Source organism: Escherichia sp. E4702 (assembly GCF_963883545.1).
GTDB lineage: Bacteria > Pseudomonadota > Gammaproteobacteria > Enterobacterales > Enterobacteriaceae > Escherichia.
Genome location: NZ_CAWORF010000011.1, coordinates 158,342 through 173,134, shown reverse-complemented (window position 1 = coordinate 173,134; position 14,793 = coordinate 158,342). Strand labels below are relative to the sequence as shown.

10 protein-coding genes are annotated in these 14,793 nt (G+C 50.8%); 8 read left to right on the top strand and 2 right to left on the bottom strand.

The annotated features are described in order from the left end of the window. The first annotated feature begins 51 nt into the window (after positions 1-51). Both rcsD and rcsB read left to right on the top strand, forming a co-directional pair. Entirely contained in the window at positions 52-2,724 is a 2,673-nt protein-coding gene (rcsD, locus tag AACU94_RS05210; protein WP_135489052.1) for a phosphotransferase RcsD, read from the top strand. A 16-nt stretch (positions 2,725-2,740) separates the two neighbouring features. Next, entirely contained in the window at positions 2,741-3,391 is a 651-nt protein-coding gene (gene rcsB / locus AACU94_RS05205) for a response regulator transcription factor RcsB (protein ID WP_042290573.1), read from the top strand. A gap of 287 nt (positions 3,392-3,678) precedes the next feature. Here the strand turns inward: rcsB and rcsC are convergent, their stop codons facing one another. Further along, positions 3,679-6,528, bottom strand: a complete 2,850-nt coding sequence (gene rcsC / locus AACU94_RS05200; RefSeq protein WP_130221906.1) for a two-component system sensor histidine kinase RcsC — start codon at positions 6,526-6,528, stop codon at positions 3,679-3,681. A 167-nt stretch (positions 6,529-6,695) separates the two neighbouring features. Between rcsC and atoS the strand changes: the two genes are divergently transcribed. From atoS to atoB, 6 genes are all read left to right on the top strand, one after another. Next, entirely contained in the window at positions 6,696-8,522 is a 1,827-nt protein-coding gene (atoS, locus tag AACU94_RS05195; RefSeq protein WP_135489051.1) for a two-component system sensor histidine kinase AtoS, read from the top strand. Next, a complete protein-coding gene (gene atoC, locus AACU94_RS05190; protein WP_135489050.1) occupies positions 8,519-9,904 on the top strand; it encodes an acetoacetate metabolism transcriptional regulator AtoC in 1,386 nt (461 codons plus the stop codon). The genes atoS and atoC overlap by 4 nt, the downstream gene beginning before the upstream one ends. Positions 9,905-10,099: 195 nt before the next feature. Further along, positions 10,100-10,762, top strand: coding sequence for an acetate CoA-transferase subunit alpha (gene atoD / locus AACU94_RS05185; RefSeq protein ID WP_130257496.1), 663 nt, complete (start codon positions 10,100-10,102; stop codon positions 10,760-10,762). Further along, a complete protein-coding gene (locus tag AACU94_RS05180) occupies positions 10,762-11,412 on the top strand; it encodes a 3-oxoacid CoA-transferase subunit B (RefSeq protein WP_135404799.1) in 651 nt (216 codons plus the stop codon). Before atoD ends, AACU94_RS05180 begins: the two co-directional genes overlap by 1 nt. Continuing rightward, positions 11,409-12,731, top strand: a complete 1,323-nt coding sequence (locus tag AACU94_RS05175; protein WP_130217052.1) for a TIGR00366 family protein — start codon at positions 11,409-11,411, stop codon at positions 12,729-12,731. Before AACU94_RS05180 ends, AACU94_RS05175 begins: the two co-directional genes overlap by 4 nt. A gap of 25 nt (positions 12,732-12,756) precedes the next feature. Then, positions 12,757-13,941: an acetyl-CoA acetyltransferase gene (atoB, locus tag AACU94_RS05170; protein ID WP_135489049.1), complete on the top strand. Its 1,185-nt coding sequence runs from the start codon at positions 12,757-12,759 to the stop codon at positions 13,939-13,941. Between the two features lie 73 nt (positions 13,942-14,014). On the opposite strand, the gene AACU94_RS05165 is transcribed toward atoB, so the two are convergent. Then, on the bottom strand, positions 14,015-14,791 hold the full coding sequence (locus tag AACU94_RS05165) for a YfaP family protein (protein ID WP_135487508.1): 777 nt from the start codon (positions 14,789-14,791) through the stop codon (positions 14,015-14,017). Positions 14,792-14,793 lie beyond the last annotated feature (2 nt).

Below are 14,793 nucleotides of genomic sequence, written 5' to 3'. Positions count from 1 at the left end.
CCTTTATACTGCCCTATCACTTTGCGAAGTTTTAACAGGTCATAAACACGAATGCGTCAGAAAGAGACAACGGCCACGACCCGCTTTTCACTCCTACCGGGGAGCATTACCCGCTTCTTTTTACTGCTGATCATCGTGTTACTGGTGACGATGGGTGTAATGGTACAAAGCGCCGTTAACGCCTGGCTGAAAGATAAAAGCTACCAGATCGTTGATATTACCCATGCCATACAAAAGCGCGTCGATACATGGCGTTATGTGACCTGGCAAATCTACGACAACATTGCCGCGACGGCCTCTACCTCCTCCAGCGAAGGGTTGCAGGAGACGCGCCTGAAACAGGATGTCTATTATCTGGAAAAACCGCGCCGCAAAACGGAAGCCCTGATCTTTGGTTCCCACGACAACTCAACGCTTGAAATGACCCAAAGAATGTCCACTTATCTGGACACATTATGGGGCGCAGAGAATGTCCCCTGGTCGATGTACTATCTGAACGGCCAGGATAACAGCCTGGTTTTGATCTCCACCCTACCGCTCAAAGATCTCACCTCGGGATTTAAAGAGTCGACCGTCAGTGACATTGTTGATTCTCGTCGCGCAGAGATGTTGCAACAGGCCAACGCCCTGGATGAACGCGAAAGTTTTTCTAACCTGCGCCGCCTGGCCTGGCAGAACGGCCATTATTTTACCCTGCGCACCACCTTTAACCAGCCGGGGCATCTGGCGACGGTAGTCGCTTTTGATCTGCCTATTAATGATTTGATCCCGCCGGGGATGCCGCTGGATAGTTTCCGTCTGGAGCCAGACGCGACAGCTGCGGGAACCAATAATAATGAGAAAGAAGCCACGGATAGCGTCAGTATCCACTTTAATAGTTCGAAGATTGAAATCTCTTCGGCGCTAAACTCCACGGATATGCGTCTGGTCTGGCAGGTTCCTTATGGCACATTGCTGCTGGATACGTTGCAAAACATTCTCCTGCCGCTGCTGCTGAACATCGGTTTGCTGGCGCTGGCGCTGTTTGGCTATACCACCTTCCGCCATTTCTCTGGCCGCACCACCGAAAGCGTACCCAGCACGGCAGTGAACAATGAACTGCGCGTTTTGCGGGCCATCAATGAAGAGATCGTGTCACTGCTGCCGCTCGGCCTGCTGGTTCACGATCAGGAATCGAATCGCACAGTAATAAGCAACAAAATTGCCGACCACCTGCTGCCGCATTTGAATCTGCAAAACATCACCACTATGGCGGAGCAGCATCAGGGCATCATTCAGGCGACGATCAATAACGAACTGTATGAGATCCGTATGTTCCGCAGCCAGGTCGCGCCGCGTACACAAATCTTCATTATTCGCGATCAAGATCGCGAAGTACTGGTGAACAAGAAACTCAAGCAGGCGCAGCGTCTGTACGAGAAAAATCAGCAAGGCCGGATGGCCTTTATGAAAAATATTGGCGATGCACTAAAAGAACCTGCACGCTCCCTGGCGGCAAGCGCAGCCAAACTCAACACACCGGAAAGCAAACAACTGGCGAATCAGGCTGATGTGCTGGTGCGCCTGGTCGATGAAATCCAGTTAGCAAATATGCTTGCCGACGATAGCTGGAAAAGCGAGAGCGAGCTTTTCTCCGTGCAGGATTTAATTGATGAAGTCGTGCCTTCCGTGTTGCCAGCCATCAAGCGTAAAGGTTTGCAGCTATTGATTAACAATCATCTAAAAGCACACGATATGCGCTGCGGCGATCGCGATGCCCTACGCCGTATTTTGCTGTTACTGGTGCAATATGCTGTCACCTCAACGCAAATGGGGAAAATTACCCTTGAGGTTGACCAGGACGAATCTTCCGAAGAACGTCTGACTTTCCGCATTCTGGACACCGGAGATGGCATAAGCATTCATGAAATGGATAATTTGCACTTCCCGTTCATCAACCAGACCCAAAGCGATCGCTACGGTAAGGCGGATCCGTTAGCATTCTGGTTGAGCGATCAACTGGCGCGTAAGCTAGGCGGTCATTTAAACATCAAAACGCGCGACGAGCTTGGTACACGTTATTCCGTGCATATCAAAATGCCCACTGCGGAACCGGAAGTAGAAGAGGAAGAAGAGCGTTTACTGGATGATGTTAGCGTGATGATGGACATAACTTCCGCAGAAATTCGGAATATTGTCACTCGCCAGTTAGAAAATTGGGGGGCAACCTGCATCACACCGGATGAAAGATTAATTAGTCAAGATTATGATATCTTTTTAACGGATAATCCGTCTAATCTTACTGCCTCTGGCTTGCTTTTAAGCGATGATGAGTCTGGCGTACGGGAAATTGGACCTGGTCAATTGTGCGTCAACTTCAATATGAGCAACGCTATGCAGGAAGCGGTCTTACAATTGATCGAAGTGCAACTAGCGCAGGAAGAGGTGACAGAATCGCCTCTGGGCGGAGATGAAAATGCACAACTCCATGCCAGCGGCTATTATGCGCTCTTTGTAGACACAGTACCGGATGATGTTAAGAGGCTATATACTGAGGCAGCAACCAGTGACTTTGCTGCGTTAGCCCAAACGGCTCATCGTCTGAAAGGCGTGTTTGCCATGCTTAATCTGGTACCCGGCAAGCAGTTATGTGAAACGCTGGAACATCTCATTCGCGAGAAGGATGTCCCAGGAATAGAAAAATACATCAGCGACATTGACAGCTATGTCAAGAGCTTGCTGTAGCAAGGTAGCCTATTACATGAACAATATGAACGTAATTATTGCTGATGACCATCCGATAGTCTTGTTCGGTATTCGCAAATCACTTGAGCAAATCGAGTGGGTGAATGTTGTCGGCGAATTTGAGGACTCTACAGCACTGATCAATAACCTGCCGAAGCTGGATGCGCATGTTTTGATTACCGATCTCTCCATGCCAGGCGATAAATACGGCGATGGCATAACCTTAATCAAGTACATCAAGCGCCACTTCCCAAGTTTGTCGATTATTGTTCTGACCATGAACAACAACCCGGCTATTCTTAGCGCGGTACTGGACCTGGATATCGAAGGGATCGTTCTGAAACAAGGTGCGCCGACCGACCTGCCGAAAGCGCTCGCCGCGCTACAGAAAGGTAAGAAATTTACTCCGGAAAGCGTTTCTCGGCTGTTAGAGAAAATCAGTGCTGGCGGTTACGGTGACAAGCGCCTCTCACCAAAAGAGAGTGAAGTTCTGCGCCTGTTTGCCGAAGGCTTCCTGGTTACCGAGATTGCTAAAAAGCTGAACCGAAGCATTAAAACCATCAGTAGCCAGAAAAAATCCGCAATGATGAAGCTGGGTGTCGAGAACGATATCGCTCTGTTGAATTATCTCTCTTCTGTGACGTTAAGTCCGGCGGATAAAGAGTAATCTCCCGACAGGCCAGATAAGCACCGACCGCCGGATGCGGCGTAAACGCCTTATCCGGCCTACAAATTCCATTATTTCAATGGATTACAATAATGTAGGCCAGATAAGACGCGTCAGCGTCGCACCTGGCATTTGCACCGATTACCGGATGCAGCGTAAACGCCTTATCCGGCCTACGATTCCCATTATTTCAATGGATTACAATAAGGTAGGCCAGATAAGACGCATCAGCGTCGCATCTGGCATTTGCACCGATTACCGGATGCAGCGTAAACGCCTTATCCGGTCTACGATTCCCGCGCTTTCCTGACCCTCTCCGCATACATCGTCAGCGTCTGTTTGATGACATCCAACGTCACTGGCTTAGACAGACAGCTATCCATACCGGACTCCAGACACCGCTGTTTCTCTTCAGCCAACGCATTGGCCGTTACCCCTATTACCGGCAACGTCAGTCCCAACTGGCGGATACGTTGCGTTAACCGGTAACCATCCATATTCGGCATGTTGACATCACTTAGCACTATATCAATGTGATTCTTACTAAGGACATTAAGTGCATCAACACCATCATTCGCCGTCTTACACTGATAGCCCAACGATCCAAGCTGATCGGCCAACAGACGACGGTTAATTGGATGATCGTCTACGACCAGAATCATCATATCGTCGTTATTGCTGACCACTTTGTCGGTCGACGGCAGAGAGTTAGCAGGATCGTCGCTCTCCATTTCTATCAGATAGATGCGCGCCAGCAATGCCGGTAGCTCGTGCGGGGCTGCCACACTGTGTACCCATTCACCAGGCGCTTTCTCCAGAGGAATACCGATATGGCGACGACAGAAAGTCACAACCGCCCTGCCCTGCCATTTTTTACTCACCACATCATCGGTGATCAACACATCTTCGGGAGTCGGTTCCTGCCCTTCGTATGTTGCAACGACTATGCCGCTACGCTGCAAACTGGTTTCCAGGAACTGACAGAGCGACGCATTGCGTACCGCCAGCCAGCAACGTTTACCCGTTAATCCTTCGACACCTTTTTTCTGCGGATACTGCGCGCCATACAGTGGAATACGCACCGCAAACTGGCTGCCCATTCCCGGTTCAGAATCCACCGAGATGTCACCGTCCATCATGCTGATCAGTTTTTCACAAATCGCCAGCCCCAGACCAGTACCCTGGAAGTTACGCTGTACGCCCGTCCCTACCTGGAAGAATGGATCAAATAACCGCACCACTTCTTTAGCTGGAATGCCCACCCCGGTATCGCGTACGCGAATAGAAAGATAATCACCATCAACGCGAACATGCAGAACAATGCAGCCGGTATCGGTAAATTTAATAGCATTACTCAACAGGTTGGAGATCACCTGCTGTAAGCGCATTGGGTCGCCATTGAGCGCCATCGGTACATCTGGCTCAATAAAACAGTACAAACCAAGTTGCTTGCGTACCACCAGCGGCAAATAGTTGGCGGTGATGTGGTTCATGACTTCGCGCGGTGAAAACTCGCGTGGTTCGATTTTCAACTGTTCCGATTCAATCTTCGAGAAATCGAGAATGTCGCTAATAATCTTCAATAACAGGCTGGAAGAGTTATTCATTGCCGTCACCAGACGGTCAACACCTTTTGGTAACTCTTTGGTTTGTAATAGATCCAGGTTGCCGATAATGCCATACAGCGGCGTTCGCAGTTCGTGGCTGACGGTTGCAAGGAACATCGATTTTGACTGGCTCGCCTGTTCTGCTGCCTGCGCCATTTCTTGCAGCGACTCTTCCATCTTCACACGTGAAGACACATCGACCAGTACGCAAATTGCCACGTTTTCATTACGATAGCGCGAATGAACAAAGCTGATTTGCAGGTTGGTATTGTTACTGGTAAGGACATCGACAAAATTGACCTGCTGGCCACAAATAATTTGCGTCAGCCGTTGGCGATCCTCATGCGTAAGCATGTTGAGATAGGTATGCGCCAGTTCGTTACTCAAAATATTAACGCCATCGACAGTTCGCAAAATGCAGATCCCCACAGGCGCAGAGGCGACTATCTTGCGGTTAAACTGCTCATGCTCTTCCAGTCGCTGGGCGTCACTTTCCGCCGGAATAAAAATACGTCGCTCATACATTCGTGCGAGGGTAAACAATGCAGCACCCGCAATCACGTTCAGCAAAATCGCGTTAAGTATCAACATGCGAATACGTTCCAGCACCTGATCAACAGGCACGGAATAGACAATACTTAGCGAAGACGGCGGTAGATTTTTTTTCAGCACCAGCTCACGGAAACCTGGCGTATAGCCAAACCAGGATCGCTCCTGCATCCAACGCGGTTCGGCTTTAATCTTACTTTCCGGTCCGGTCAGCGAAATCAGGGTATGGCCATTTTCATCAAGAATGGTGACGCCCATCGGCAACGTCCCCGGCAGGAAGAAGTTCTCCATCCGAATTGTCTGTTCTACGCCTAAAAGCGCTTGCAAACGGTTTGCCAGATAAACCGGCGTCAGCGCGTAGAAATATCCCACCCCAGGACGCGGCCCTTCACTGATCCAGAAAAGGTTACTGCCACTGTCATCCTGTGGCGCGTTACGATATTTGTTAATGCGTTCATGCAGGGCTTTCAGAGCGGTGTCACGTTCGACGGGCATATCACGCAGGCCAAAGTTAGCCATACAGAGGTTATCGCTGCCGATTAAAAACACACGGTTGAGATCGTAAGCCGCAGAGAAGTTATCGCGCCAGTAGCGCATAAACCACGCCAGTGACTCCAGGGATCCTCGCCAGGTGTTGCTCATTGCGGAACAATCGGAATCAGCAAACAGCGGTTCGAAAACCGGCACATCCGCTTGCGTTTCACGCCCACGCGGAGAAAGCACGCCGTTTTCCACGGATAAGCGATTTTCAGCAATGTACTTCAGCTCTTTCATGACATCAGAGGTGCGCTGAATAAACCGCTGAGCCTGATCGGAGCTCAGATTAAATTCCTGACGAATCTCAGATTCTCGTTGATGTAAAGCGTTGACGATGTAAAACACTGATGAAAAAGCAATCAACAGCCAGATCAATAACGCCAGCGCTCTGAACATGTAGCGCGAGACTTTCAGGGTTGTGCGAAAAGAAGCAAGGTATTTCAAAGGGGCGAAGCTCCGCCTCAGGTGACCGATGGAGTGTGGTTAAGGTAGCGGTAAAAGCGTGTCACCGCAATGTTCTCTCTTCTCTGGAATATGATACACCGCCGAGAAATCATTACCTTAACCCCTGATAATCGTCGTTTGCCTGAAAAACAACCCGGATACCCAGCATGCACTCTCTGAAGTGGTTGTACCCACGTCGTCTGCGCAACCAGCTCATTATGATGGCAATCCTGATGGTCATCATTCCGACGCTATCTATTGGTTATATCGTAGAAACTGAGGGTCGGTCAGCGGTCTTATCTGAAAAAGAGAAAAAATTAGCGGCGGTTGTGCAGTTGCTGAACGCCGCACTGGAAGAACGCTTTGCGCTTTACCAACATCTGCCTCGTGAGGCACGCATCCGGGCGCTGAATCATGAGTTGGCTCCTATTACCGAACGTATTACCCAAGCTTTTCCCGGTGTCGGGGCTGGCTATTACCACAAAGAACTGGACGCAATTATCACTTATGCCCCATCGGCACTCTATCAAAGCAATGTAGGTATTAGTATCACCCCGGATCATCCCGGCAATATCGTCATGCAAACCAACACGCCACAACTCTTTTCCGGCAGGCAAGTCCGCGGCGATATTATGAATTCCATGATCCCAATAGAACGCCAGGGCATCGTGCTTGGTTATATCTGGGCGAATGAATTAACAGAGGATATTCGTCGTCAGGCATGGAAAATGGACGTGCGGATAATCATTGTCCTTTCTGCCGGTCTGCTGATTAGCCTGCTGTTGATTGTGCTTTTTTCTCGCCGTTTAAGCGCCAACATCGATATCATCACTGCGGGTCTGTCGACGCTGGCGCAGAATAATCCGACGCAATTGCCACCGCTACCTGGCGAACTAGGGCAAATCAGCCGTTGTGTGAATAACCTTGCCGACGCGCTTCGTGAATCGAAAACACTCAATGACCTGATTATTGAAAATGCCGCCGATGCAGTGATTGCCATTGACCGACAAGGCGATGTGATCACCATGAATCCTGCAGCGGAAGCCATCACCGGATACAAACGTCAGGAACTGGTAGGCCAGCCTTACGCCACCCTCTTTGCCAACACCCATTTTTATAGTCCGGTTCTTGATACGCTGGCGCATGGTATCGAACATATGGCGCTGGAAATCAGCTATCCCGGACGCGACCGAACCATTGAAATCAGCGCCACCACCAGCCGAATCCATGACGGACATGGAGACATGATTGGCGCTTTAGTGATTTTCTCCGATCTGACGGCACGTAAAGAAAGCCAACGGCGACTGGCGCAGACAGAAAGACTCGCCACCCTTGGGGAACTGATGGCAGGCGTAGCGCATGAAGTACGCAATCCTCTCACCGCCATCAGGGGTTACGTGCAAATCATTCGCCAACAGACACCTCAGCCAGAACATCAGGAATATCTGTCAATTGTACTGAATGAGATTGATTCGATTAACAAAGTTATTCAGCAGCTTTTGGATTTTTCCCGCCCACGTAAAAGTCAGTGGCAGCAAGTGTATCTCAATGCCCTGATCGAAGAGACGCTGATCCTTGCCCAAACCTCCGGCGTACAGGCACGGATCGACTTTATTACAGAGCTTGATCCTTCACTAACAGCGATCGTGGCTGATCGGGAACTGCTCAAGCAGGTAATCCTGAATATGTTGATCAATGCCGTGCAAGCTATCACCGCACGGGGTGAAATCCGCATTCGCACATGGATGTATACGGCCAACCAGCAGGCGATCACGATTGAAGACAACGGCTGCGGCATCGAGCTGTCTCTACAGAGAAAAATCTTTGATCCCTTCTTTACCACTAAAGCGTCCGGCACAGGACTTGGCCTTGCCTTAAGCCAACGAATTATTAATGCGCACCAGGGCGATATTCGCGTCGCCAGCCTGCCCGGCTGCGGTGCCACATTCACCCTTATCTTACCGATTGATCCGCAGGAAAATTTGCCCTTATGAATGCTGTTTACCGAATCCTGATTGTTGACGACGAAGAGAATGTGCGTCGCATGCTATCCACCGCTTTTTCTTTGCAGGGGTATGACACTCATTGCGCCTGTAACGGCAATGAAGCATTGCCACTGTTCACCCGTGTGCAACCGGACGTGGTGCTGATGGATATCCGTATGCCGGAAATGGATGGTATCAGTGCGTTAAAAGCGATGCGTGGTCATAATCCACGCACGCCCATTGTCCTGATGACCGCATATGCCGAAGTCGAAACGGCAGTAGAAGCCTTACGCAGTGGTGCGTTTGATTACGTCATCAAACCGTTTGATCTGGATGAGCTGAACCTGGTCGTGCAGCGCGCATTGCAGTTGCAGTCAATGAAAAAAGAGATTCGCCAGCTACATCAAGCGCTAAGTGCCAGTTGGCAGTGGGGCCATATATTAACCAGTAGCCCGGTCATGAAGGCGATCTGCAAAGACACGGCAAAAATTGCCCTCTCGCAGGCCAGCGTGTTAGTCAGTGGCGAAAGCGGTACTGGTAAGGAGCTGATTGCCCGGGCGATCCATTACAACTCCCGCCGCGCCAATGGGCCATTTATTAAAATTAACTGTGCCGCGCTACCAGAATCCCTGCTGGAAAGCGAACTTTTTGGTCATGAAAAAGGCGCATTTACCGGTGCACTGACCCTGCGCCAGGGACTGTTTGAGCGTGCCGACAGCGGCACATTATTCCTTGATGAAATTGGTGAAATGCCGTTGGTATTGCAGGCTAAATTGTTGCGCATTTTGCAGGAGAGGGAATTTGAACGCATAGGCGGCCATCAAACCATCAAAGTCGATATTCGCATCATTGCCGCTACCAATCGCAACCTGGACGCGATGGTAAAAGAAGGAACTTTCCGTGAAGATCTCTTTTATCGACTCAACGTGATTCATTTAATGTTGCCGCCACTTCGCGAGAGACGAGAAGACATTTCCCTCTTAGCCAATCATTTTTTGCAAAAATTCAGTAGCGAAAACCAACGCGATATTATCGAAATCGACCCCAGCGCAATGTCATTGCTTACCGCCTGGTCGTGGCCTGGCAATATCCGTGAGCTTTCTAACGTCATTGAGCGCGCGGTGGTAATGAACTCGGGGCCGGTGATTTTTGCAGAAGATCTACCACCACAATTTCGCCAGCCTGTCTGTATGAATCACGATGTGAAAAGCTCGCCACCGGGCGAGCGCAATCTCAAAGAAGAAATTAAGCGCGAAGAGAAACGGATCATTATTGAAGTGCTGGAGCAACAGGAAGGAAACCGTACTCGCACCGCGCTGATGCTCGGTATCAGTCGCCGTGCGTTAATGTACAAACTGCAAGAATACGGCATTGATCCAGTCGGTGCGTAAGACAAAAACTGCTATGCAGAAATTTGCACAGTGCGCAAAATCCTGCATAGCAGTGCAATATCCCCTCACCACCATCCTCCTTTTTATTTCAATATTTTCAATATATTAGAAATTATTTCCGCATAATTTCATTCTGGCACTCCCCTTGCTATGCCTTCTGTGTACCCACAACGGTGTATTCAAGAGGGATAAAAAATGAAAACAAAATTGATGAGCATAGAGGACGCCGCCAGCTTCTTTCGTGATGGCATGACCATTATGGTTGGCGGTTTTATGGGAATTGGCACGCCTCCCCGCCTCGTTGAGGCATTACTGGAATCCGGTGTCAGGGATCTGACCTTAATCGCCAATGACACGGCATTTATTGATACTGGTACTGGCCCGCTGATTGTCAACGGTCGGGTCAGCAAAGTCATCGCTTCACATATTGGCACTAACCCGGAAACCGGACGGCGCATGATTTCTGGCGAAATGGAGGTCGTTCTCGTACCGCAAGGTACATTGATTGAGCAAATTCGCTGTGGCGGTGCCGGACTTGGTGGTTTTCTCACCCCAACCGGTGTCGGCACCGTCGTCGAAGAAGGCAAACAAACGCTCACCCTCGATGGCAAAACCTGGTTGCTTGAACGTCCATTGCGGGCAGACCTGGCGTTGATCCGCGCCCACCGTTGCGACGCACTCGGAAACCTCACCTACCAACTCAGCGCCCGCAACTTTAACCCCCTGATTGCTCTCGCAGCAGACATCACGCTGGTGGAACCCGACGAACTGGTCGACACCGGCGAATTGCAACCTGACCACATTATCACCCCCGGCGCTGTTATCGACCACATCATCATTCCACAGGAGAGCAAATAATGGACGCGAAACAACGTATTGCGCGCCGCGTGGCGCAGGAACTTTGTGATGGTGACATCGTTAACTTAGGGATCGGTTTACCCACAATGGTCGCCAATTATTTACCGGAGGGTATTCATATCACTCTGCAATCGGAAAACGGCTTCCTCGGTTTAGGCCCGGTCACGACAGCGCATCCCGATCTGGTAAACGCTGGCGGGCAACCGTGCGGTGTTTTACCCGGTGCAGCCATGTTTGATAGCGCCATGTCATTTGCGCTAATCCGTGGTGGTCATATTGATGCCTGTGTACTCGGTGGCTTACAGGTCGATGAACAAGGCAATCTCGCCAACTGGGTCGTGCCAGGAAAAATGGTGCCTGGTATGGGTGGTGCGATGGATCTGGTGACCGGGTCGCGCAAAGTGATCATTGCCATGGAACATTGCGCCAAAGATGGTTCAGCAAAAATATTACGTCAATGCACCATGCCGCTAACCGCGCTTCACGCAGTTCATATGCTGGTGACAGAACTGGCGGTGTTCCGCTTTATCGATGGCAAGATGTGGCTCACTGAAATTGCCGAAGGTTGTGATTTAGAAACTGTGCGTGCCAAAACTGAAGCGCAGTTCACCGTAGCTGATGATCTTTTGCTCCCACAGGGGGCGCTATGATCGGTCGCATCTCGCGTTTTATGACGCGCTTTGTCAGTCGCTGGCTTCCCGATCCCCTGATCTTCGCCATGCTACTGACATTAATCACCTTTGCCGTAGCTCTCTGGTTAACGCCACAAACCCCTCTCAGCATGGTGAAACTATGGGGTGACGGCTTCTGGAATCTGCTGGCATTCGGGATGCAGATGGCGCTCATCATCGTGACCGGACATGCACTCGCCAGTTCTGGTCCGGTGAAAAGTTTGTTACGTACTGCGGCGTCAGCAGCCAAAACGCCTACCCAAGGGGTCATGTTAGTCACCTTTTTTGGTTCCGTCGCCTGCGTAATCAACTGGGGATTCGGTCTGGTGGTTGGCGCAATGTTTGCTCGCGAAGTTGCACGTCGGGTACCAGGTTCCGACTATCCGTTGTTGATCGCTTGCGCCTATATCGGCTTTCTCACCTGGGGCGGTGGTTTTTCCGGCTCAATGCCGCTACTGGCAGCAACACCGGGGAATCCCGTTGAGCACGTCGCAGGGTTAATTCCGGTCAGCGATACCCTGTTTACTGGCTACAACATCTTTATCACCCTGGCCCTGATTGTGGTGATGCCGTTTATCACCCGCATGATGACGCCTAAGCCTTCCGACGTGGTGAGTATCGATCCGAAGCTGTTGTTGGAAGAAGCGGATTTCCAGAAGAAGCTCCCTGCAGACGCCCCACCTTCAGAGAAACTGGAAGAAAGTCGCATCCTGGCGTTGATTATTGGTGCTCTGGGCATTGCTTATCTGGTGCTGTACTTCTCCGAGAAGGGATTCAACATCACCATCAACACCGTCAACCTGATGTTTATGATTGCCGGTCTGTTGTTGCATAAAACGCCGATGGCCTATATGCGGGCGGTAAGTGCGGCTGCGCGCAGTACTGCCGGGATTCTGGTGCAATTCCCCTTCTATGCCGGGATCCAGTTAATGATGGAACACTCCGGCCTCGGTGGCCTGATCACCGAATTTTTCATCAATGTCGCCAACAAAGATACCTTCCCGCTGATGACCTTTTTTAGCTCTGCGCTAATTAACTTCGCCGTGCCTTCTGGCGGTGGACACTGGGTTATTCAGGGGCCATTCGTCCTTCCTGCCGCGCAGGCGCTAGGGGCCGATCTGGGTAAATCAGTAATGGCGATAGCTTACGGTGAACAGTGGATGAACATGGCACAACCGTTCTGGGCGCTACCTGCACTGGCAATAGCCGGACTCGGTGTCCGCGACATCATGGGCTATTGCATCACTGCCCTGCTCTTCTCCGGCGTCATTTTCGTTATTGGTTTAACGCTGTTCTGACGGCAACTTTATAAAAGGAAGAAAAATGAAAAATTGTGTCATCGTCAGTGCGGTACGTACTGCCATCGGTAGCTTTAACGGTTCACTCGCCTCCACCAGCGCCATCGACCTGGGGGCAACGGTGATCCAGGCCGCTATAGAACGCGCAAAAATCGATTCACAACACGTTGATGAAGTGATTATGGGTAACGTGTTGCAAGCCGGGCTGGGGCAAAATCCGGCACGTCAGGCGCTGCTAAAAAGCGGACTAGCTGAAACGGTGTGCGGATTCACGGTCAACAAAGTGTGCGGTTCAGGTCTGAAAAGCGTGGCGCTTGCTGCACAGGCGATTCAGGCAGGTCAGGCACAGAGCATTGTGGCGGGGGGTATGGAAAATATGAGTTTAGCGCCCTACTTACTCGATGCAAAAGCACGCTCTGGTTATCGTCTGGGAAACGGGCAGGTTTATGACGTAATCCTGCGCGATGGCCTGATGTGCGCCACCCATGGTTATCATATGGGGATTACCGCCGAAAACGTGGCTAAAGAGTACGGAATTACCCGTGAAATGCAGGATGAACTGGCGCTACATTCACAGCGTAAAGCTGCAGCCGCAATTGAGTCCGGTGCTTTTACAGCCGAAATCGTCCCGGTTAATGTTGTCACCCGGAAGAAAACCCTCGTCTTCAGTCAAGACGAATTCCCGAAAGTGGATTCTACGGCTGAAGCGTTAGGCGCATTGCGCCCGGCCTTCGATAAAGCAGGAACAGTCACCGCCGGGAACGCGTCTGGTATTAACGACGGTGCTGCCGCTCTGGTGATTATGGAAGAATCTGCGGCGCTGGCAGCAGGCCTTACCCCCCTGGCTCGCATTAAAAGTTATGCCAGCGGTGGCGTGCCCCCCGCATTGATGGGTATGGGGCCAGTACCTGCCACGCAAAAAGCGTTACAACTGGCGGGGCTGCAACTAGCAGACATTGATCTCATCGAAGCTAATGAAGCATTTGCCGCGCAGTTCCTTGCCGTTGGGAAAAACCTGGGCTTTGATCCTGAGAAAGTGAATGTCAACGGCGGGGCCATCGCGCTGGGGCATCCTATCGGTGCCAGTGGTGCTCGTATTCTGGTCACACTATTACATGCAATGCAGGCACGCGATAAAACGCTGGGGCTGGCAACACTGTGCATTGGTGGCGGCCAGGGAATTGCCATGGTGATTGAACGGTTGAATTAACGAACAAAAACGCCCGATAGCGAAAGTTATCGGGCGTTTTCTTGAACATCGACAGCGAAGGTAACCCCATTACTCACCAGTCAAAACTTTTCACCAGCGTTAGTTCACCTGCATTACGCATCGGTACAATAAAAGTTTCCTGTTTCTCATTGACCGACCCTTCATCGGTGATCAGCGTCAGTTGGGCGGTCGTCAATTCCGTTTCGCTGCGTCCGCCAAAGTAGTTGATATACACCTGATAGCGCCCGTGAACTGGCGCTGGCATGGCGAAAATCTCAGGTCCGTACCCCGTCGTGACATCCATATCCAGTGCACCACTGTTTTTCAGCACCGTGTTACCGTACCAGGCATGTTCACCATCAGGCGTAACGACATGAAGATCGAGGTCAGTATTGTCCGTATCCCACGAGAGAACCAGCCGTAAACGCGCGCGAATTGCTCCAGCGCCCGGCGTTGAGTAAAACTGCATTTTTTGTCGGCTTTGCCCATCGGGGCTGATGACCTGCACGCTGTTACTGCCTTCCGTGAAAATATAAGGGCGTGCAAATGAACCATCGGATTCAATTCTCTGCGGCATACTGGCACCGTTGACCACCAGTCGCCCCTGCTGGACTTTACCCGCCGCAGCATAATTTTTTATTTTGCCGCGGATTTGCGCAGAGATATTTTGATCATCAGCCATGTTGACAGATGACGCGGGGTAATTGATCGACTGTGAAAAACTGGCATCTTCGCCCTCTGCCGGATGCCAGCCAGAGAGCGGCGCATCAATCTCGACTTCCTGCACACCTTCACTGTGAGCGACAGGCGAAAGCGCCACCAGTAACAACGGAAGAAAAATCTTTCGCATAG

What these genes read in the sequence shown, in the direction of transcription:
- rcsD (WP_135489052.1), top strand. Translation starts at nt 52, where the DNA reads ATGCGTCAGAAAGAGACAACGGCCACGACCCGCTTTTCACTCCTACCG.
- rcsB (WP_042290573.1), top strand. Translation starts at nt 2,741, where the DNA reads ATGAACAATATGAACGTAATTATTGCTGATGACCATCCGATAGTCTTG.
- atoS (WP_135489051.1), top strand. Translation starts at nt 6,696, where the DNA reads ATGCACTCTCTGAAGTGGTTGTACCCACGTCGTCTGCGCAACCAGCTC.
- atoC (WP_135489050.1), top strand. Translation starts at nt 8,519, where the DNA reads ATGAATGCTGTTTACCGAATCCTGATTGTTGACGACGAAGAGAATGTG.
- atoD (WP_130257496.1), top strand. Translation starts at nt 10,100, where the DNA reads ATGAAAACAAAATTGATGAGCATAGAGGACGCCGCCAGCTTCTTTCGT.
- AACU94_RS05180 (WP_135404799.1), top strand. Translation starts at nt 10,762, where the DNA reads ATGGACGCGAAACAACGTATTGCGCGCCGCGTGGCGCAGGAACTTTGT.
- AACU94_RS05175 (WP_130217052.1), top strand. Translation starts at nt 11,409, where the DNA reads ATGATCGGTCGCATCTCGCGTTTTATGACGCGCTTTGTCAGTCGCTGG.
- atoB (WP_135489049.1), top strand. Translation starts at nt 12,757, where the DNA reads ATGAAAAATTGTGTCATCGTCAGTGCGGTACGTACTGCCATCGGTAGC.
- AACU94_RS05165 (WP_135487508.1), bottom strand. Translation starts at nt 14,791, where the DNA reads ATGCGAAAGATTTTTCTTCCGTTGTTACTGGTGGCGCTTTCGCCTGTC.